This window comes from Alcanivorax sediminis (genome assembly GCF_009601165.1).
GTDB classification, from domain to species: domain Bacteria; phylum Pseudomonadota; class Gammaproteobacteria; order Pseudomonadales; family Alcanivoracaceae; genus Alcanivorax; species Alcanivorax sediminis.
Genome location: NZ_WIRE01000001.1, coordinates 62265 through 83951 on the forward strand (window position 1 = coordinate 62265; position 21687 = coordinate 83951).

15 protein-coding genes are annotated in these 21687 nt (G+C 58.0%); 3 read left to right on the plus strand and 12 right to left on the minus strand.

Annotated features, from left to right (window positions below):
• Window positions 1–4: 4 nt before the first annotated feature.
• The 11 genes from GFN93_RS00290 to hrcA form a co-directional block, all read right to left on the minus strand.
• The gene (locus tag GFN93_RS00290; RefSeq protein ID WP_153498463.1) at window positions 5–619 is read right to left on the minus strand and encodes a CDP-alcohol phosphatidyltransferase family protein; all 615 of its coding nucleotides are present in this window, start codon (window positions 617–619) and stop codon (window positions 5–7) included.
• Window positions 616–2280: an AMP-binding protein gene (locus GFN93_RS00295; RefSeq protein WP_153498464.1), complete on the minus strand. Its 1665-nt coding sequence runs from the start codon at window positions 2278–2280 to the stop codon at window positions 616–618. The genes GFN93_RS00290 and GFN93_RS00295 overlap by 4 nt, the downstream gene beginning before the upstream one ends.
• Window positions 2281–3399 (minus strand): hypothetical protein, encoded by a 1119-nt coding sequence (locus GFN93_RS00300; RefSeq protein ID WP_153498465.1) that lies wholly within the window; start codon window positions 3397–3399, stop codon window positions 2281–2283. It lies immediately after the preceding gene.
• Window positions 3389–6115: a phosphoenolpyruvate synthase gene (locus tag GFN93_RS00305; protein ID WP_153498466.1), complete on the minus strand. Its 2727-nt coding sequence runs from the start codon at window positions 6113–6115 to the stop codon at window positions 3389–3391. The genes GFN93_RS00300 and GFN93_RS00305 overlap by 11 nt, the downstream gene beginning before the upstream one ends.
• Entirely contained in the window at window positions 6112–8841 is a 2730-nt protein-coding gene (locus tag GFN93_RS00310) for a phosphotransferase (protein WP_153498467.1), read from the minus strand. The genes GFN93_RS00305 and GFN93_RS00310 overlap by 4 nt, the downstream gene beginning before the upstream one ends.
• 32 nt (window positions 8842–8873) lie before the next feature.
• Window positions 8874–9845, minus strand: a complete 972-nt coding sequence (locus GFN93_RS00315) for a UbiA prenyltransferase family protein (RefSeq protein WP_194285722.1) — start codon at window positions 9843–9845, stop codon at window positions 8874–8876.
• Window positions 9846–9987: 142 nt separating this feature from the next.
• Complete coding sequence (locus tag GFN93_RS00320) at window positions 9988–12288, minus strand: efflux RND transporter permease subunit (RefSeq protein ID WP_153498468.1); 2301 nt, start codon at window positions 12286–12288, stop codon at window positions 9988–9990.
• A gap of 290 nt (window positions 12289–12578) precedes the next feature.
• A complete protein-coding gene (dnaJ, locus tag GFN93_RS00325; protein WP_153498469.1) occupies window positions 12579–13706 on the minus strand; it encodes a molecular chaperone DnaJ in 1128 nt (375 codons plus the stop codon).
• 100 nt (window positions 13707–13806) lie between these two features.
• Window positions 13807–15726 carry a molecular chaperone DnaK gene (gene dnaK / locus GFN93_RS00330; RefSeq protein ID WP_153498470.1) on the minus strand — a complete coding sequence of 640 codons (1920 nt, stop codon included), beginning with the start codon at window positions 15724–15726 and terminating at the stop codon, window positions 13807–13809.
• Between the two features lie 144 nt (window positions 15727–15870).
• Entirely contained in the window at window positions 15871–16443 is a 573-nt protein-coding gene (gene grpE / locus GFN93_RS00335; protein WP_153498471.1) for a nucleotide exchange factor GrpE, read from the minus strand.
• A 384-nt stretch (window positions 16444–16827) separates the two neighbouring features.
• Entirely contained in the window at window positions 16828–17877 is a 1050-nt protein-coding gene (gene hrcA, locus GFN93_RS00340; protein WP_153498472.1) for a heat-inducible transcriptional repressor HrcA, read from the minus strand.
• Between the two features lie 124 nt (window positions 17878–18001).
• Here hrcA and GFN93_RS00345 point away from each other — a divergent pair, with 124 nt between their 5' ends.
• Both GFN93_RS00345 and recN read left to right on the plus strand, forming a co-directional pair.
• Window positions 18002–18517, plus strand: a complete 516-nt coding sequence (locus GFN93_RS00345) for an RDD family protein (protein WP_328594054.1) — start codon at window positions 18002–18004, stop codon at window positions 18515–18517.
• Between the two features lie 29 nt (window positions 18518–18546).
• Window positions 18547–20214: a DNA repair protein RecN gene (recN, locus tag GFN93_RS00350; protein ID WP_153498473.1), complete on the plus strand. Its 1668-nt coding sequence runs from the start codon at window positions 18547–18549 to the stop codon at window positions 20212–20214.
• 470 nt (window positions 20215–20684) lie between these two features.
• On the opposite strand, the gene fur is transcribed toward recN, so the two are convergent.
• On the minus strand, window positions 20685–21086 hold the full coding sequence (gene fur / locus GFN93_RS00355) for a ferric iron uptake transcriptional regulator (RefSeq protein ID WP_153498474.1): 402 nt from the start codon (window positions 21084–21086) through the stop codon (window positions 20685–20687).
• Between the two features lie 186 nt (window positions 21087–21272).
• On the opposite strand from fur, the gene GFN93_RS00360 reads away from it, so the two are divergent.
• A complete protein-coding gene (locus GFN93_RS00360; RefSeq protein ID WP_153498475.1) occupies window positions 21273–21680 on the plus strand; it encodes an outer membrane protein assembly factor BamE in 408 nt (135 codons plus the stop codon).
• Window positions 21681–21687 lie beyond the last annotated feature (7 nt).

Consider the following 21687-nt stretch of genomic DNA (forward strand, 5'->3'; position numbering starts at 1 on the left):
GAGATCAGAGACTCCAGGCCGCGAAGAAACACAGCATCGCGAGACTCAGGGTCAGCGCGACCATTTGTCTCAATGAGCTGAACTTGAAAAACGGGCGATGCCAGAGCATGCACAATGAAAAAACGGTAATAGCCAGACCCGCTATTAACCGGGAGATACCGGGGGACAGCCAGATGTCCAGAAACAGAACACCCGCCACAATAAAAGGGCTCCAGAATACCGGCATGCCAAGGTAGGCGCTCTGACCTTGCTCATTGCTGATGTTGCCAATCTGGTTGAACACCGCAAGGCGAATGGACCCGCAGGCAATCATCAGTATCAACGGAAGTCCCTGCCAGCCCTGCAGCCCCCACAGGTATAACAACAACGCCGGCACCACCAGATACATCAGCGTATCCATAAAACTGTCCAGGTAACGCCCGAACTCACTGCTCAAACCCCAGGCACGGGCCAGCCAGCCATCCAGCGCATCCCCCAGCATGGCAATGAACAGCAGACCGCAGCCAGCCCAGTACTCGCCCGACACCACCAGGACGGCGGCGAGACTGGTCGTTACCACTCCGGACAGCGTGATCATGTCGACGCGATTCAGGCGGACAATCCAGACGGGGCCACTCATGGCAGCAGCCTCTTTTCGTGGGCACCCGCAACCGGCAAAAACCTGCGCCGCAGACGGAATCGGTAGCGCGCAGCACGCTCACGCAACAGCGGTCGGTCAATCTTGCTGTTGTGCCTGCCATCCACCGGCATGGTGTCCAGCCAGATCAGAGTCATCGGCGGGCAGGCCATGTCCACAAGGGCTGCAGAGACCTGTTGGTGAAGCGTCTTGCGATCGGTATTGTCAGCCTCGAGAAACACATAGTGATGCAGCCCGACCTGAATCAGCGCACTACGCCGGACACCCGGCAACTGATCCAGCCTGCGTTCTACCGGATAAACATCCAGCCACACCCCATCCCAATGCAAGCGATCCCCCAGTCTCCCGGTCAACACCAGTTGCCCCCGGTCATCCAGGTAGCCGCAGTCTCCAGTACGGTGCCACACCCCACCCTGAGCACGAGGAATCTTCAAGGCCGCATTGGCTGCGTCATTATTGTAATAACTGTCCAGAACATGCTCACCGCTGACCAGAACCTCACCCACTTTTCCTGCTGGCTGGCGCAGCGCCATCAGCGCCTCCTCCGTAGCAATCTCCCCGGAAAGATTGGCGATACAGATTTCACAACCATGCGCCGCGGGACCAACCCGGTACCCCGAGACAGCAGCCGCCTTATACCATTCCTGTACGGTGATACTGCTGATCGGTTCCGCTTCGGTGGAGCCATAAACAATGTGCACCTGCGCCTGAGGGAAAGCACGGCTGACCTTGTCACAGAGAGCGGCAGGCACTGTAGCGCCACCCACGGCAACGGTGTGCAAGGTGGGCACACTCACCCCTCTGGCCAATGCAGCCTCCGCGATCACATCAAGAAAAGCCGGCGCACAGGCCAATCGGGTAATGCCCTCCGATTGCATCTGCTTCAATAATTGCATGCCATCGCCCGCCGCCTGCGCATTGAGCGAGACCCGCGGCAGGATGCTGCTCACGCCGTTGCAGAGGTTATGGATCACCAATACCGGCAAGCAGGGCATTTCGATTTCGTTTGCGCTGGCCGGCAAGTGCGCCTGCAGGGTGAAGTGCTGGGCAATGAGGCTGTAATGGGTGCGATTGGAACCCTTCGGCGCCCCAGTGCTTCCAGAGGTGAACGTGATAAGACCAATGTCTTTCTTGTCCCGGGCTACGCAGACCGGCAGAGCCTGCTCCACCGGCAAGTACAATCCGGCCAGGCTGTTCTTGTGTTCTGCTGGCCCATCCACCACCAGGCTTGGCACCTTGCGCAACTCCGGCAGCCATCTCGCAAACCGCCGCACGTGCCGATAGGTTATCAACAGCTTCGGCTCGACAGAGGCCATGGCCTGGCGAACCTTTTTCAATCCCATGCCGGGATCCACAAAGATCGGCACCATCCCCGAGGCCAGCAAGGCCAGCGTCAGGGTATAAAGACGCAAGCCGGGCTTCAGTACGACCACGACCTGATCATCCACAGCAAGCCCGAGCCGTTGCAGCCCATGCTGACAAGCAGCCATCTCCGCACCGAGCTGTCGCCAGCTGATACTGTCCTCGCCTAATAACGTATTGCCGTCCATGTCAGGAATACGAATGGCTAGCCTGCCACCGCCACGCTCAATCTGCTGGCAGATCAACTCGACAAGGTTGCCACTATCGGGAAGCGGAAACATTCAGGCGATCTCCCGACAGAACAGACCGTAATGGGTTCGACCGCTCGTGCAATGTCGGCTGGCAAAGTTTCTGGACAGATTGTCTTCGCGCACCGTCGCCGCGACGACCTGTTCATAGTGACCCGGGCATTTGAGTGCAATAGATGCACTCAACACGGAAAACAGTTTGCGGTTGCGATAGGCCGGCGCCACGCCACCGGTCTTGGCAATCAGTCGGCGCGGGCTCGGCAACAAATCGGCATGCTGATCAAAACCGACAGTGTCTGCGCACAGCAGCCCATCGCTGGCGCGATTGGTCAACGGCGCATAATCGGGATAGCAGAGAAAGAACCCGGCAATGTTTTCATTGTGATCAAACGCGACGACAGATGTCTTCGGACATAGCTGCCGGGTTACCGATCGTGAGAAGCCACCCCTGAAACTGTCTTCATCAATAGGCGTGAAGGCAAAGTTGTCCGCGAAGATGGAATGCACCAAGGGATAAAGCTGATCCAGATTACTGTTCCAGACCTCAGCGGTGAGCGGCCGTAGCGTGAGATCGTCAGTCAGCGCCGCGGCCTGCCTTGCATATTTGTCCCCCACGTCCGTCAACAGCACGCGAGTGTCACCAAGCAGCTCACTACTGTACTGGTGACTCAATTGATAGCCCAGTTGCTGTACCAGCTCGGGATACCACTCGGGGTTGTAGGGCTCGCCGACAAAAGGAGCCCGGTTAAAATTGTCCAGCCGCAAACGATAGTGGCCAAAGGTGGAGAAATTGATCGGGCCATAAACCACCTGCGCGCCCTGCGAGCGAGCCCACTGCTCCATCTCGGCAAACAGTGTCCGGCACGCCTGTAAATCCGGCAGGCAGTCAAAGTAGCCGAAGAAGGCCGCAGGCTTACCGTCGATACGCATATCCGGGTAGCAGAACCCCGCCAGACGGGCGACACCCGGTATCACTCCGAGCCAGGCATGATTGCTGTCAAACCAGCGATTCCCTTGAGCAAATGCAGCCTGCACTGCCGCAGGGTTTTCCGGAATCCAGCGCAGATCATTGGCGAAGAGTTGCTGTGGCAGCTGCAAAAACGCATCCGGCAGTGCTTCCGCCGGGTTCCAGGATCCGGCATCAGGCTGCATCGTCAGCCTCACCTGATAACTCACTGGCGCAACGATGGATCGTGCCCGCCGCACCATCCATCCGCACAGCTTCCCCATCCTTGAGGATGGCGGTTAACCCCGGCACACCGACCACCGCAGGAATCCCCAACTCCCGGGCTACCACGGCGGAATGGGATAACGTGGAACCCCGTTCCACCAGCAACCCGCCGGCAGTGGGAAAAAGCGGCGCCCAGCCGGGATCCGTGCGCACGGTGCAAAGAATCTGACCGTTGAGGTTCAGCTCGTCATCCGGAGAGAAAATCAGCCGGATATTGCCTTCCACCACACCGGGATAGCAGCCGATGCCACGCAATGTGGAGGCATCTTCATCAATGGTTTGCTCGTGGGGATAGCGGTATTCATTGTGAAGATAGGGCACATCATGAGTAATGAAATGGTGCGGCGGCTCTTCATCGTGATATCCCTGATACTCTGCCTGACGGGCAGCCACCAGCGGCTTCCAGTCTGTCTGGACGGCACGCCCATCATTCCAGGCATAGAGTTCGTCCACGGTGAGCCAGAAGATATCCCGCGGTGCATCGAGGTTGCCGTAGAAGGCCAGCTGGTTGCCGATTTCGATAAAAATATCACGATACAGTGCAAAGGTACGCGTTCTGGCCAGACGCATGTTTTCACGATGTTTGATCGCACTGCGGCATTGCTGCAGCACATTCTCGAACTTGCGGCGCTGACGACGCCCCAATGCAGCTTCCACCTGCGGGAAAATGGTATTTTCCGTTTCATGGCGCAATGCCGACTCACGGTTATTCAGTGCCTCCAGTGTCAGGTCATCCCGGCTGAGGAAATTACGCAGCACCGAGAACATGAACCCCGGATCCTGGCGCAAGGTAATCGACTCCAGCTTCAGCTCGCCCATCACGCGGTCGCCATAGCGCTCGATATACTCCTGACACAAAGCATGAAAATTCGGATCGGCGTGACGGAGGCGTTTGAGCATATCCTGATTATCGCCGTTCACCACCAAGCGTCTGAGTGAAGGCCGTTCCCGAAGATAGTCACACATCCCGAGCAACATTTTGGTGGGCTCGGTACTTTCGATCTCCGCCTCACCTGAGAGCAGATTATTCTGGATAATCCCCGGGTCGCTGATGCCTGCCTTGACCAGAAAGCGATGCAGCTTGCCATTGCTCATCATCACATAAAAATCATTGATGATTGGCGTCGTCCAGTTATCCAGTAACACCTTGTCGAGATGCCGAGCCAGACGAATCAACTCACCTGGCGACCGGGTATGCAGGGTACTGCGATCAAAATCCTGATAGGTATTCTCAAAATGCTGTCGAAAGTCAGCCACCATCAGCGGCATCTTGCGGAACCCGGACAACATGCGAATCAGCGCCCGCAGCAACTGAGGTAACCGCTTCAGTTTCTCGATGAACGTGAGGGTTTGATCCTGGATCATATCGACAGGATCCTGCAGCCCCATCATGCGCTCCAGATCTTCCTTGTTCGTCGAGAATGACGGCAGGAAGAGCAGCCCCCGATACCAGTTGTTGATGTTGTAATAAATACGGCCACGCACAAAGGCCAGCATGTTTTCCAGCATGCCACGGTGCGCCTCAATCACCTCTTCCCTGACTCCCAGCACCCGCAACGTTTGTGTATAGACCGTGGTATAGGCCCGCTGCGCGAACGAAAACGTCAGCGGCGTGGTCACGCCACAATAGGATTCCTGAATATTTGAATTGTCCCAGACCAGGGGGTGCGCTTTGACGCTGGTATTGGCTGGCAACGAAGTGACCGGGCGGGTCTGCAAGAGATACAACTCGCCATCTTTCAGAGCCCACTCAATATCCTGGGGAAACCGTTTCAGATTGGCGACCTGCTTGCCAAGATCTCGCAGCGCGATGATTTGCTCCGTGGTGAGCACAGGCTGGAGCCGCCGACGCTCCTCAACCTCTCGTTCGACGGTCCCGTGCCCGCCGTCATGCATCACCAGGTAGGTATCTTTTTCCTGGATGGTAGAATCAATGGTAGAGCCATCCAGTTCGACCGTAAATTCATCGGCCACACACAGCCCGGAGACGATGCCCTCACCGCATCCCCATGTCCCGGAGATCAATGCATGGCGACGACTTCCGGTCACCGGATGAGCGGTAAACATGACCCCTGCCACATCACTGTCGACCATTTCCTGCAGGATCACCGCCGCCTGGATATGCTCCAGCGAAACCCCGCGGTGAAGCCGGTAAATCAGTGCCCGCTCGTTAAACGCACTGGCCATGACCACAAGCACCGCTTTCTCAATGGCTTCTTGCCCCAGACAGTACAACTGCGAATCCATTTGCCCGGCAAAGGAGGCGGCATCGCCATCCTCATCCACCACGGACGAGCGAACCGCAAAACGAACCCCTTCACGACCGGCAATAACGTCGGCAATTGCCACCCGGATCTCGGCATCCAGAGGCATAGCCAGAATACGATCCTGAATGCGGCTAGCCGCATCAGCAACGGAGGCGGGATCTTTTGAATCGATGCGGGCAATACACTGCTCAATCCAGGCATCAATCCCTTCACTACGCAGCTGCTGTCGGAAGGCTGATACCGTCAACACTGACCAGGCAGGAACAGGGAAGGCATTGTCGCTGAGCCAGGCCAGGTTTGATGCCTTGCCCCCAATCTCGGTCAGAGGGAGAAAGCCTGCCTCATGGGAGGATGCGATAAGTGCATTCATACGCCAAACCCCTCCAACTGCAGCAGTGAACGGAAGGTTCCGGCTACCCTGGGCATAAACTTGTAATCACGGAAGGTATGCGCCATCAGATAAAGCGGCAGACGGTTCACCGTCAGATCATTGAGGGACAACCGGTAACCAAGGCGCCATTGCTCCGGGTCGATGCTCTGCCCGCTTGCGGCCTGCAGGTGAGTACGATGCAACTCCACATAATGGTCAACCTGCTCACGCGTGGGGTCTTGCAGCGTAAAGGCCAACAGTTCAGCCAGGTCGTGCTGGGGCAACTGCAGCGTTGCCAGCTCCCAGTCATAGGCACAAAGGGTAAGCGCACCGTCGGCATCACGTCGAAAGCCTAGATTGCGCGGATTAAAGTCGTTGTGGATCAGTGTTCGGGGCAGCGTCTCAATCTGCTTCCACCAATCGCCGATACTCCGCACCCGTGCACGGAACAGCTCCATGTCACGGTCACTGAACCATTCCGGAAATTCTTCCCGGGCATGCGCGCCCAGCAGTTCCCAGAGTCGCAACTTGTCCTCCATGCCTTCGGCATCCGGCACGTCGATGTCCCAACCCTGGGCCAGCAACTCGTCTTCCTTGCCAAACCAGATACTGTGAACTTCAGCGATCCCGCGAATCGCCGCCTCAATATGCCCCTGTCCCCAGCCAGAAATGTCATCGGCGCTGTCCATCAACTCAAGCTGCTGAAGCTTTTCCTGAATGATCAGATAAATTTCCCGTTCCGCATCCTCCAACGTGCCGTGCACTGCAGGTGCATGACGGGTAAAGCGCGGGTCCGTCTGACTCATCACCTGCAGTTCGCGGCGGTGACACCCCGTAAACCCGAGATCCTCTTTCTTCTTGTTGAACTCTTGCGCCAGACGGGCATCGCACATCGCCGCCATGCTGTTGAGCATCAACAGCACTTCACCATCCAGGGGCTTGATCTTGGTCATCACGTCGAGGGATCGCTTGTTTTCATCCGTGAGTCGAAAACCATGCAAGCCAATAAACTTGTTGATGCGATGCGAGGTCAATTCCGTAATGATCGACGAGCCGTTGTTATTACTGGGCAACGGCTGACATTCAAGGAAAGCGGCTTCGCCATCGCGCATCACGTGACGGTTAAAGAATGCGGTGTCCAGCTCACCGGAGCGCAGCCAGTCCACTGGCCGGTTTCTGCCCAGTTTTTCATGCGCCCGGGCAAACTGGTCACAGGCAATGGCCGATAACGTGGACAGATCCAGCGCCAGACAGAACGACGCAATAATTTCCGCCAGTTTGTGGGCATTACCAGGACCGGCACACTGCATCAATTCCAGCGCTTCACGCTGCTGGGGCAGGTTGGTGCCACCCCCGACCGTACCAATCACCAGGCTTGGCAGGGTCATCGTGGCATAAAGGTCTCCCTGATCGGTCACTTCCATGTTCAGGTGAGCAATCGCGGATTCATGCACACAGGCAATATCCTGGCCTGTAGCGGTGAACATGGCCGCGACAATATTCGCCACATTGATATTGCTGCCGACCATGCCCGCAGCAATACCGCCCGACTGAAGATTATGAAACGCCCGCACCAGTTGCTGCGGGGTGACTTTCAGCACCTGCTCGCAATCCCTGGCCGTAATCACCGTTTCCGCAAGAACGCGAATTCCTCGCCCATTGAGGAACGACTGATAGGTCACCTTCTTGTCGTTGGACAGGTTTGATTCAACCAGAAAATTCTCGAACTGCAGGCCATGGTGCTGCTGCATGTGACTCATGATCCACTGGCAAGCCTGCCATGTGCAGGTGGTGGTCATGTTCTGTCCCGCCGCATCCCCCGTTTCATACACAAAGTGGACATGCACGGCGCGGCCAATGACCTGCGGGCGAACCTGACGAAGCCGGGCATAGTTGGAGTATCGCGCCGTCTGATCCGCAATTTCTTCGCTGTGATCAGCGATCCAGTCGGCGAAAAACAGCGCCTGGGACAAATCCTGAAGCTGAAACATGGGCACACGCAGCATGCGTTGCTCCAGTACGCGGGCACGCACACCGCCACTTCGTGACATGGCCGTTGCACCTCTCGTCGCCGATGCCACCAGCGCGCCTTCGGAGGTAGCCAACGGGGCATAGTAGTACCCACTGGCATGCTTCCCGGTGACATACAACGGCCCGGCAATGCCCAACGGAATTTCCACAGAGCCAATCAGCCCTTCGATGTTGCTGACCAATTTGCGTGGATTGAAAGAGGTTTCGGCAATACCTTGCAGACTGGCGCCGGTCACTTCACGGGCGAAAGCCAGACGCTCCTGACGTGCCTCTTCACTGTACAGGCCGCGGCCAGGTATTTTGGGCAACGCTTGCGGGTCGGTTTGGCAGGGCTCCCCCAATACCGTCTGGGTATGGACAAGACGGGCAAACTGCCAAAGTCTCGCCCGGCTTTCTTCACAGTCACCCGGCTGCATCACGAACTGCATTCCGCCCTTCGTGCTTGCCCCTGGAGACATTTCCAGTACCGGGATAGTGAATCGCTGCCCATCCATCTCTACATCACAGGCACAGGCGGCGTGACGACTGTCAATCAATGTACTCTCAACACTGACGACCAGTTGATGTTTGTCGACGCTGATGAGTGCCGCCACCAGGGACTGCCCGTCCATCGATAGCCTGAGGGAAATGTCGGTTTCGCGGGTGTGTGTTGCCTTGGGTGTCACGAGGACGGCGGCTTGTGCTCTGGAATTCATGTCTGGCCTCTCTGGATGTGATCTGCTGAGATTCAAGCAGCGACGAACAGGGCTTCACCCGCGATGCAGGCGTAGCTACTCAACATGACAAGCGCCACAATCGCTTCATTCTTTTTTCGTGCTGATTCGGTAGGTCGCTTCCGATAGGAAAGCACCAGCCAGACACAGAGCAACCACAGTAAGGAAGGCAGCAAGGCAATGATGGGCAGGGCACCCGCAATGCGCTGCATCAACCAGATTTGCAGCACCAGCATGATCAAGGTCAGCAGCAGGATGATGAGGCTGACCCCGTTAACCCCGAAAATTTTCGAGTAGGAATCAATGGTAGCCCGCTCCTCCTCTGCCCCCTTTGCCTTGCGGGTAATTTCGAAGCAGAAGCCGCCAACAAATCCAAGCACCATGAGGATGATCATGTTGGTATCCACGGCGGCCTGAGGATTCGCAATCTTTGCCAACCAGAGAATGATCAGCGGCATGACCAGCATGTGGCTGAAGGCATACAGTGTCAGACGTTTTTCAAGCCAGGCTCCGCAGAAGAATTCCTTCCCCATCAGGCATGTCCAGAACATCATCGCGCCCCAGGACACAGCGGCATAACCCAAGCCTCCGTCGCGATACAGCGACCAGGCGAGTTGCAGGGCGATGGCGATGCCACCCATAACACGTAGATGAAAAAGGGTGATGAGCCCACTTTGCAGAACACGCTGTGGGTGGTTCTGCACATCAATCGCATAGTCTTTATGTTCGTCAAAAATGCGTAGCAGCAGGAAGAATGACCAGGTCACGATACAGCCGACAACATCCACATAACCGATCAGTGCCGCATCGGGCAGCCGCGCCACACTGGCAGCGCTCAGGTACAGAATGAAAAACAGCAATGCATTAGCGAACGGAAAACGCTCGTTCATCCACGCCAGCACACGACGATAGAGCGGGCTATCGAGCCCCAACCCCACATTCTCTTCAGCGCCCTTCAATGTCTGTGATACTGATTCTTCGTTCATTGATCATTCACCCCAATAATCCCAACCCATCGGATAGCGATTTCGCTATCCACAAATCTGCTTTCCCGGCAGCAGCAACGCTGACGCTCTCCGAGTCGCTCTCGACCCGATGCTTATCGCGGCAACCACCGAGCCAAACCCGTTATCGATCCCGATCCACCAGCAGCAAGAGTGGAGGCACGAGAAGAAAATCGAAGACCAATGCGGCCACGATCGTCAGTGACAACAACCCGCCCATTCCCCAGGTAGGAGAAAACGGCGACAGCACCAAAATGGCAAAACCCGCTGCCAGCACGACGGTCGTCACCAGCATCGCGGTACCCACTGTGCCAAAGGCATAACGAATGGCATCCTCGGGTGACTTACCCAACTCACGCCGTGCAAGGACGTACTTGCTGAGAAAGTGAATGGTGTCATCCACCACCAGGCCGAGACTCATGCAGGCGACCACACTCAAACCAAGATCCACATAACCCACTGTGATTCCCCAGATGCCATAGGCCACCAGGGCCGGGACCAGGTTAGGCACCAGCGATACCACGCCGATCCGCCAGCTGCGCACCACCGGAGCCAACAACAGGGAAATCAGCACCAACGCAATTGCGGTACCTTGTAGCAGACTGATCATGTTGCGATCGGAGATATGGGCGAACACCATGTCCAGCCCCGTCCCTTCGGAGAGCGACAAGACCGGCGTATTGCCCTCGGCCCAGCGACGAATAGTCTCGTCCAGGGCCAGCAAGGTGCGGGAATCGGTTTTATGGACAAACACCCCGATACGCGCCGCCGAGCGGTCAATATTCAAATACTCATCCGTGCCGAGCCCGAAGGGCAGCGACATTTCATAGAGCAACAGATTCTGCGCAGCACGCTCTCTGCTTTCGGGTAGACGACTGTCGTCCTCGCTACCGGTATTGAGCAACCGGTGCACCCGGCGTAGCGACGGAACAATACTGTCCACGTTGGTGACGCCGGGCTGCGTCTCTATCCAGGCAACCAGCTGATCGAGCTGCTGCAAATACTCGGGATCATTGATGGTGCCGGGGCCCACCCCATCAATCCGGTACTGAATGAAGTTGATACCGGACAAATGTTCGTCACTGAACTCCATGGCCTTGCGAACAGCAAACGAGTCGTCGTAGTAGACATACCAGCGTTCATACATCTTGTTCTGCGAAATCAGGCTGGCGCACACCACCACCACCGCAGCACTGATGGCCAGGGTGAGGTAACGCCGGGCAATGATCATATCCGCGAGCTTTTGCATCACCGGGTACAGCCGGGCGCTGCCGTGCCCCTGACTGCTCTTGCGCCCAGGCGGCAGCCAGCACATCAGCGCAGGGGCAAGAGTGATCGTGAGCAGGAAGGCAATCAGGGCACCACTCGCCGCCATGTTGCCGAGTGCCCGGTAAGGCGGTGCCTCACTGAAATTCAGGCACAGCAAGCCAATGGCGGTGGTGACCGAGGTGATCAGCATGGGTTTGAAGTTAATCCGCAACGCGCTAACCACCGCCTCGCGTCGCTCCTGCCCTTCACTCAGATAGTGATAAAAACTCACCAGCAAATGGACACAGTCCGCCACCGCGATGATCATCACCATATTGGGAATAATGCCCGCCACCGGCGTGAGTGCGCCCCCCGCCCAGCCCGCCAGGCCGAAAACCGCCACAATCGAAAGGGTGATGACACTCATGGTGATGAGCATGCCAGTCCAGCTACGCAGCAGGATCACGAGCAGCACATACATCAGCAAAGTGCTGACGGGAATCAAAAGAGCGAGATCGCCAGCAACGGCTTCTTCCAGGGCCAGGTTAATCACCGCACTGCCGAACAGCTGGATAGTGGCCTTGTCCTTGTTGGCCTCCTGAATCGGCGCCAACTGTTCCCTTAACCACGTCACCACCTCGCCGGTGGCTTTCACGTTGTCCGCTGGCAACGTTAAGGTCACGTTGATCGCAGTGGCTTTCCCGTCGGGACTGACGATGCTGTGCAGTAAGGTTTCTTCCTCGCTGGCGTAATCACGCACCGCTCTCAGCGCTTGCTCGTCGGCAAGGACACCTTCATCGATCAGGTCACTGGCACTCAGCCCCTCAACGGTTGCTTGCAGGTGCTGATGATTACTTAACGAATCCACCCGCCTTGAGTAAGGCGTCTGCCAGGCAAGCTCCGTCAACTCGACCACCAGAGCAAGAAACCGGGGATCATAGATATCGCCATTCACTGGCGACAGGATGAGGCTGACGTTATCACGCTTGTTGAAGGCGTCTTCCAGCGCTTCAAAGCTTTGCAGCTGCGGATTGTCGTCGCTGAAATACGTTCTGAAATCAGGGGTGAACGTCAATCTCGCGGCGCCCGCCGCGACAAGGATGAGCACCATCATGCTGAGAAAAGTCGTGAGGCGATAACGCTGGGTAACAAACTCCCAGACGGGGGCGAGATTCAAGAGGGGCTCCTTGAAACCTTGGCGGCATCAGATGGCTACAACGGAGCGCGCGACCTTAGCAGCGATAGCGCCCCATCCCTCATGTGCAAATACTGTTATAGGCATGGCAAATCCTGCCATGCAAACCTCGCCAAACCCAAAGGCGATACTTTCCTCCTTAACAATGGCCCATATCGTTGCGGGCCTGACAGGTCCGCCATCAAAGTACCCTGCTGATACCCCACCATCGTCCATAAAAAACGGAGCAGGTTTTGCCTGCTCCGTTTTGGTAGCCGGGTTAACGGCTCGACTTACTTGGCATCAAAGAAGCGTTTTACGCCTTCGAACCAACTGGTCTTCTTCGGGTTATGACGGTCACCGCCCGTTTCCAGCGAATCCTGGAACTTGCGCAGCAGGTCTTTCTGCTCACTGGACAGCTTCACCGGGGTTTCCACCACCACCTTGCAGAGCAGGTCACCGGTGGCACCACCGCGCACCGACTTCACTCCCTTGCCGCGTAGACGGAACATCTTGCCGGTCTGGGTTTCTGCCGGCACCTTCAGCTTCACCTTGCCGCTGAGTGTCGGCACATCCAGCTCACCACCCAGGGTCGCGTCCACAAAGCTGATCGGCACCTCGCAATACAGGTTGGTTCCGTCGCGCTGGAAGATGTCGTGCTCACGCACCGCCACCTGCACATAGAGGTCACCGGAAGGCGCGCCGTGCATGCCCGCTTCACCTTCACCCGCCAGGCGAATACGGTCACCGGTATCGACACCGGCCGGAATCTTCACCGACAGGGTCTTGGTGTTTTGCACCCGACCCTGGCCACCACAGCTGCCACAGGGGTCTTCAATGATCTGGCCTTCACCCTTACAGGTAGGACAGGCCTGCTGCACGGTGAAGAAGCCCTGCTGCATACGCACCTGACCGGCACCACCACAGGTGGAACAGGTCACCGGCTTGGAGCCCTCTTTGGCACCGCTGCCATGGCAGGTGTCGCAACTTTCCCAGGTGGGGACGCGAATTTTTTCTTCGCAACCGCGCACGGCCTGCTCAAGGCTCAGCTCCAGGGTGTAACGCAGATCAGCACCACGGGCAGGGCCACGACGTCCGCCGCCGCCACCACCGAAGATGTCGCCAAAAATATCACCAAAGATGTCACCGAAGCCGCCCGCACCGGCACCACCGCCAAAGCCGCCCTGGCCCTGGCCGTTCACGCCGGCGTGGCCGAACTGATCATAGGCCGCGCGCTTCTGCTCATCGGACAGGACTTCGTAGGCCTCCTTGGCTTCCTTGAATTTGGCCAACGCCTCCTGGTCATCCGGATTACGATCCGGATGGTATTTCATCGCCAGACGGCGATAGGCCTTTTTCAGGTCCTGCTGGCTGGCGTCTTTCGCTGCCCCCAGCACTTCATAATAATCGCGTTTGGACATAATCAAGCCTTTGGCTTAGCCAGACGCTGAACGCCGGAGGCCAGCCGCAAATCCACAAGGAGGTTCACGTCCAGCATCCGGCGTCAGGCGTCAGGCTTAATTACTTCTTCTTGTCGTCGTCGACTTCTTCGAACTCGGCGTCAACAACGTCGTCACCTGCAGCCTGCTCACCGCCTTCCGCAGCACCTTCAGCCTGCTGCGCCTGCTCGGCGTAGAGCTTCTGGGCCAGCGGCGCAGACACTTCGGACAGCGCCTTGATCTTGGCTTCGATGTCGTCCTTGTCGCTGCCCTTGGCCGCTTCTTCCAGCTCGTTCACCGCCTTGGTGATGGACTCTTTCTCTTCGTCAGTGGCCTTGTCGCCAGCTTCGTCGAGGGTCTTGCGAGTCGCGTGCACCAGGTGATCGGCCTGGTTACGGGTCTGCACCAGCTCTTCGAACTTCTTGTCTTCGTCCGCGTGAGCCTCGGCATCCTTCACCATTTGATCGATCTCTTCATCGGACAAACCGGAAGAGGCCTTGATCTGAATGGACTGCTCTTTGCCGGTGGCCTTGTCCTTCGCGCTTACATGCAGGATACCGTTGGCGTCGATGTCGAAGGTCACTTCGATCTGCGGCATGCCACGGGGTGCCGGCGGAATGTCTTCCAGGTTGAACTGACCCAGAGACTTATTCTGCGCGGCCTGCTTGCGCTCACCCTGCAGCACATGCACGGTGACGGCAGTCTGGTTGTCATCCGCAGTGGAGAACACCTGAGACGCGTTGGTCGGGATAGTGGTGTTCTTCTCGATCAGCGGAGTCATCACGCCACCCATGGTTTCGATACCCAGGGTCAGCGGAGTCACATCCAGCAGCAGCACGTCAGTCACGTCACCGCTCAGTACCGCGCCCTGAATGGCAGCACCCATGGCAACCGCTTCATCCGGGTTCACGTCCTTGCGCGGCTCCTTGCCGAAGAACTCTGCTACTTTCTTCTGCACCATCGGCATGCGGGTCTGACCGCCCACCAGGATCACATCGGTGATGTCAGCCGCTTTCACGCCCGCATCGGTCAGTGCAGTCTTGCAAGGCTCCAGGGAGCGAGTCACCAGATCACCCACCAGCGATTCCAGCTTGGCGCGGGTCACTTTCACCACCAGGTGCTTGGGACCAGTAGCGTCTGCAGTGATGTACGGCAGGTTCACTTCGGTCTGCTCGCTGGAAGACAGCTCGATCTTGGCTTTTTCAGCCGCTTCTTTCAGGCGCTGCATGGCCAGCGGGTCACCGCTCAGGTCGATGCTGGAATCGGCCTTGAACTGATCCGCCAGGAAGTTGATCAGGGCCAGGTCGAAATCCTCACCACCCAGGAAGGTGTCACCGTTGGTGGCCAGCACTTCGAACTGGTGCTCGCCGTCCACTTCGGCAATCTCGATGATGGAGATATCGAAGGTACCACCACCCAGGTCGTAAACCGCGATGGTGCGGTCGCCGCCCTTCTTGTCCATGCCGTAGGCCAGGGCCGCAGCGGTGGGCTCGTTGATGATACGCTTCACGTCCAGGCCAGCGATGCGACCGGCATCCTTGGTGGCCTGACGCTGGGAATCGTTGAAGTAAGCCGGCACGGTGATAACGGCCTCGGTGACAGTCTCACCCAGGTAATCTTCCGCGGTCTTCTTCATCTTCTTCAGCACCTGCGCAGAAATCTGCGGCGGCGCCATCTTTTCGCCCTTCACTTCGACCCAGGCGTCACCGTTGTCGGCCTTGGCAATCTTGTAGGGCACCATCTTGATGTCTTTCTGAACCACGTCGTCTTCGAAACGACGACCGATCAAACGCTTCACCGCGTACAGGGTGTTCTCCGGGTTGGTCACGGCCTGACGCTTGGCAGCCTGACCGACCAGGGTTTCCTTGTCGTCGGTGTACGCGATGATGGAAGGCGTAGTACGGGTGCCTTCGCTGTTTTCGATAACCTTGGCCTTGTCACCTTCGAGCACCGCCACACAGCTGTTGGTTGTACCCAGGTCGATACCGATAATCTTACCCATGTCTCTCTTTCTCCTTCACACCAACCGGCACCCTATCGGCGCACCGGACAGTTGAACTTGTTAACTCTACTGGCACCTATATGGCGGTGTTTTAAACCGATTCAAGGGGCCTTCACGCTTTTTTCGCGATTTGCCTGAACGTGTTCAGGGAGCCTTGCTGACCACCACCCGTGCCGGGCGAATAAGGCGGCCATTGAGCTGATAACCCTTCTCGAGTACGTCGATCACGGTATTGGGATCCACGTTGGGCACCGGCACCATGGTCATGGCCTCGTGCAGCTCAGGGTTAAAGGGCTCATCGCTGGGGCTGATTTGCTCCAGGTTGTACTTACTGAACACATCCAGCAGGGATTTCAGCGTCAGCTCGATGCCTTCGCGGGCAGCCTTGACGTTCTCATCATCCGCATCCAGCGCCCCGAGACCCCGCTCCAGATTGTCTGCCACGCTCAGCAGATCGCCGGCAAACTTCTCCAGGGCAAACTTGTGGGCATGCTGCACATCGCGCTCGGCACGGCGGCGCATGTTCTGGATCTCGGCCTGGGCACGGATATCGGCTTCACCCAGCGCTTTCTTCACGGTCGCCAGTTCCGCTTCCAGCTCAGCCAGCTTCTCTTCAGCGGTAGGCTCAGCCTGTTCAGCCGCAGCCGCCGCTTCCTGCTCTTCCACAGTCTCTACCTGCGGTTCGGCATTGTTCTGGTCTTTTTCCTGCTCACTCATTCTTCCACTCCACATCCCGTTCCGGGCTTTTACCAGGAAAGCGGGCAAAGATATGGGAACTGATGGTCGGGATTCAAGGGGGGATAGAGGCAGTTAACAGTGAATAGTGAATAGTTAACAGCTGCGCGGGCGGGGTTGGACGGGAACTGGCACGGCGCAGGCCGCGCTCAGGCGGCTGTCAACGCATCCTGTGGGGCTTGCCTGAAAGCGATTACCCTCCAGAGCCCCGCTTCCGCCAGATCGTGCTGTAGGAGCGGTGTTCCACCGCGATTTCTGGCGTTAGAAAGGATCGCGGTCGGACGACCGCTCCTGCAACGAGGCACCGCCGTAGGAGCCAACCTGCTGGCGAAAACCGCTTGCAGGCAAGCTTCTACAAGACGGGGTTTAGAGCTGAGTCAGCGCTGCGGAGAGGATTTTGGCGGTGATATCCACGGTGGGGATCACTTTCTCGTAGTCCATGCGGGTGGGCCCAACCACGGCAAGCACCCCAACCGGACCATTCTCTGCGCGGTAAGGCGCCGAGATCAGGGAGTACTCCTCGAAGGGCCGGAAACCGGACTCGCGACCAATGAAGATCTGCACTCCATCCGCCTTCATGGAGCGCTCCAGCAAATGCAGGATGTCGCGCTTGTGATTGAAAGCTTCGAACAGATCCCGCAGCTGCCCCAGATTTTCCGCCTCGGCGGACTGAATCAGATTGGACTCCCCCGACACCACATAATCCGAATCAGCCTCTTCCGTCCGCAACGCCTTGTCCGCCACGGCCACGGCTGTCTGCATCAGCGCATCCATATGCTGCCGATCCGCATTCATGGTGTTGAGGAGGCCATCGCAGATGCTGTTCAGGTCACAGCCCGCATAGGTGTGGTTGATGTAATTGGCCGCCTGCCGCAGCTCGGCCTCATCATAGTCACGATCGGTATGGATGATGCGGTTTTGCACCTCGGAACGGTTCACCACCAGCACCACCAACACCCGCTTGCCGGACAGCGGCAGGAATTCCACCTGCCGCAAGGTGGTGACCTCCCGACGCGGCACCGCCACCAGCCCGGCCATGCGCGTCAGCTCAGCCAGTGTTTTGGACGCCTGGGAAATCAGCTCCTGGGGTGACTGTTCCGGCGCCAGCAACTGATTGAGCTCACGTCGCAAATCCTTGTGATCCGGGCGCTCCATGACACTGGAGGCGAGCAGGGAATCCACATACATGCGGTACCCCAGCTCCGTGGGAATACGCCCGGCAGAGGTATGCGGGCTGGCGAGAATACCCAGATCCTCCAGCTCCGCCATGATATTGCGGATGGTGGCAGGACTCACCTGCAGGCCACTGCCGGAGGCAAGGGTTTTCGAGCCCACCGGTTGGCCGTCACGGATATGCCGCTCCACCAGCGTCATCAGCAGGCGTTGTTTACGTTCGTTGAGATCCAGCTTGGTCATAGTTCTATATATGTACCAGAAAACAGCCCCGGCATTATATAAAATTCCCAGGGGCTTACACTGACGCCCCGAATCCCCTAAGATTGGCACAACTGACCATACGAACAGTAACAAGGATGTTATCGTGCAAGACAACAACAATCCCTACCAGACACCGAATGCCGCTCCACCCCTTGCCCACGCAGAACAGGACGTACCGTTGGCAACCCGGGGCAAGCGCTTTTTCGGCGCCCTGATCGACGGGCTCATTCAGCTAGCGATTATTGGTCCCATGGTCTACTTCAGCGGCACCTGGGACGAAATGATGCAGAGCAATGGCTCTCTCGACCTGGTTGGGACCCTCACCTGGTTCATTATTGGCGAAGTCCTTTTCCTCGCCCTGCAGGGATACCTGCTCTTCAATCGCCAGCAGACCATCGGCAAATGGCTGCTGAACATGAAGATCGTGGGCATGGAGCAGGAGCAGGTGCCGGCCGGCAAACTCTATGGCTTGCGATACCTGGTGCTGCACGTGGCCAGCCAGATTCCTGTAGTTAACCTGATTGGTATCGTTGATCCACTGCTGATTTTCCGCAAGGACAAGCGCTGCCTGCATGATCTGCTGGCAGGCACCCAGGTTGTTGATCTCAAGACAGCCTGAACACGCAACACCCGTTTCGGAGACGTACCATGCTGACACATCTGAGCGTTCGCCACTTTGCTACCGTAGACCAGCTGGAGCTGGAACCGGAGAACGGTCTCACCGTCATCAGTGGTGAAACCGGGGCGGGCAAATCCGTCATCATTGACGCCCTTGGCCTGACCCTGGGTGATCGGGCCGATTCCAGCGTGGTCCGTCACGGCCATGATCGTGCCGAAGTGCTCGCCACCTTTGATGTCAGCGACAACCCGGCTGCCCAGCAATGGCTGGCCGAACGGGAACTGGACGACGACAACCAGTGCCTGCTGCGCCGTACTGTGCGCGCCGATGGCCGCTCCCGGGCCTATATCAATGGTACCCCTACCCCGCTGGCGGAAGTCCGCGAGCTGGGTGAACGCCTGATCAGCATCCATAGCCAGCACGAGCATCAGGCTCTGCTCAAGAAAGAAGCCCACCGTCAGCTGCTGGACAACTACGCCGACGCCCGCGAGCTGGCGGTCACCGTGCGTGAACAGTGGCGCAGCTGGCAGAAGGCCCGTCGCGCCCATGACGATGCCCTCAACCAGGCCCGCGAGCAGAATGAGCGCGAGGAGCTGCTGCGCTTTCAACTGGAAGAGCTGGATGCCCTGGGTCTTCAGCAAGGCGAGCTGGCCGAACTGGAGCAGGAACAGCAGCGTCTGGCCAACGCCGACAGTCTGATCCGGATCTGCCAGCAATCCCTCAACGCCCTCTACGAAGGTGACGACGGCACCTGCAATGACCACCTCAGTCAGGTCAGTCACTGGCTGGACGACGCCCGCCGTCAGGACGACGGCCTTGGCAATGTGGCCGATGCGGTGGAATCCGCCCGGTTGCAGGTAGAAGCTGCAGCCGAGGACCTGCGTCATTACCTGGAACGGCTGGATCTGGACCCGGAACGCCTCAACCAGGTCGAAGAGCGCCTCAGCCAGTGCTACACCCTCGCTCGCAAATACCGCATTCGCCCGGAGGAGCTGGTGGAGCACCACCAGAACCTGCTTAACGAGTCCGAGGCCCTGGGCAATGTGGATGCCCACCTCCACGCCCTGGCAGAAGCCGAAAGCGCTGCCGAAAAGCAGTACATGGACTCCGCGCTCAAGCTGGGCAAGGCCCGCCGCAGTGCCGGCAAGACCCTCACCCAGCAAGTGCAGAAGCAGCTCACCGCCCTCGGTATGAAAGCGGCGGTGATGGAAGCCCGGCTGAGTGAGTGCAACCCGGGCGCCGACGGCCTGGAAGAAGTGGAGTTCCTGTTTACCGCCAACCCCGGCCAGCCCCTCAAGGCCCTTGGCAAAGTGGCTTCCGGCGGTGAACTGTCACGGGTCAGCCTGGCCATTCAGGTGATCTGTGCCCGCAACCTCACCGTCCCCAGCCTCGTCTTTGATGAAGTGGATGTGGGCGTGGGGGGGGGCGTGGCCGAAATCGTCGGTCGTCTTCTGCGCGAGCTGGGCAGCCATGCGCAGGTGCTTTGCATCACCCACCAGCCGCAAGTCGCCAGCCAGGGCCACCAGCACTGGCAGGTGCACAAGATCCAGGGCGACGACACCACCCACACCCGCATTCACGGCCTGGACGAAGCGGCCCGCATCGAAGAACTGGCCAGAATGCTCGGTGGTGTGGAGATCACCGAATCCACCCGCACCCATGCAAAAGAAATGCTGAGCAAGGCGCAGGCAGCTTGAAGAGCAGTTAATAGTTAACAGTGAAGAGTTAATAGCTGCGCGGGCGGGGTTGGTGCGAGCAGAGATGCCGTGCCCGCGCTCAACCTGCGGTCTCTAGCCTGCTGCGGCAAACTGCTTTCAAGCGAAAGATCGCCAGCTGGCTGGCTCCTACGGCGGAGCCTGGACCCGCCCTATTGTGGGAGCGGTGGTTCCACCGCGACTCTTACTCGGCAACGCCGGGTATCGTGGTCGCACCCGGAGGGCATAGCAAACGACCACTCCCACGGTCAGACATCGACTCAACGCCAGTCCCCGTAGGAGCCTGCCTGCAGGCGATCCCCACGGGCTTTGCCCGCGAGCACCTGGCGTCATGCAAGCATGGACTCCTAAAGGGGGAGTTTTTTCTGGGTGGAACTGGCTGGGGGGGGAGACATGCCCACACAACACCCGGGGCCCCGCGTGTTGCGTGAAGCATGATGCGCGAAGCGTAATTACTTCTTCGGCTTCACGTACAGGACCAGGGAATGGTCGACGATTTCGTAGCCGTGCTCTTCAGCAATGGCATGCTGACGCTTTTCAATAACGTCATCCATGAACTCGATCACCTGACCGGTTTCCATGCAGACCATATGATCATGATGATCTTCATCGGCCAGTTCGAACACCGCAGAGCCGCCCTCGAAGTTATGACGCAGCACCATGCCCGCCTGCTCGAACTGGGTCAGCACCCGGTATACGGTAGCCAGACCCACATCCTCACCCGACTCCATCAGCGACTTGTAGATGTCTTCGGCACTCAGATGGCGCTCTTCTGACTTTTCCAGCTGTTGCAGGATTTTCACCCGCGGCAGGGTCACTTTCAGGCCCGCCTTTCTGAGATCCTGATTATCCAATGCGTATGCTCCGTATGCCTAACTCAATGGCGAAATAAAAACCCGGGAAATCCAACCGCCCGGCAAGAAAACACGAACTCTCACCCCCAATCCGGTGTCAATCAGAGGGTATATTCGTCAGCCGGGAATTTGTCATCGCTTCCCAAGCCTGTATTATCGCCCGAACACTCAGCGAAGTCGAAAAACATGCCAAGAATTACCACCCTGCTGCTGCTCTCCACCTTGATGGTGCTGGGCGGTTGCAGCAGCCTGCGCTTCCCCGGGGTCTATCGCATCGACATTCCCCAGGGCAACTTTGTCACAGAAGACATGCTCAGCAAGCTCCAGCCCGGCATGAGCCCGGAGCAGGTTCGCTTTGCTCTGGGCGCGCCGACCCTGATTGATCCGTTCACACCCAACGTGTGGTTCTACCCGATGACCTACCGGCCGGGCAAAGGCGACAAGGTCAGCCAGAAGATTGCCGTTTACTTTGATGGCGGCGTCTACAGCCGCTATGAAGGTGAGGTTGTGGATGACTTCAAGGCCAAAACCTCCGGCCGCAACGACCGTGAACTGCAACAGAAAGCGGAAGAACGCCAGGAGGGGTCGGACTGACCGACAC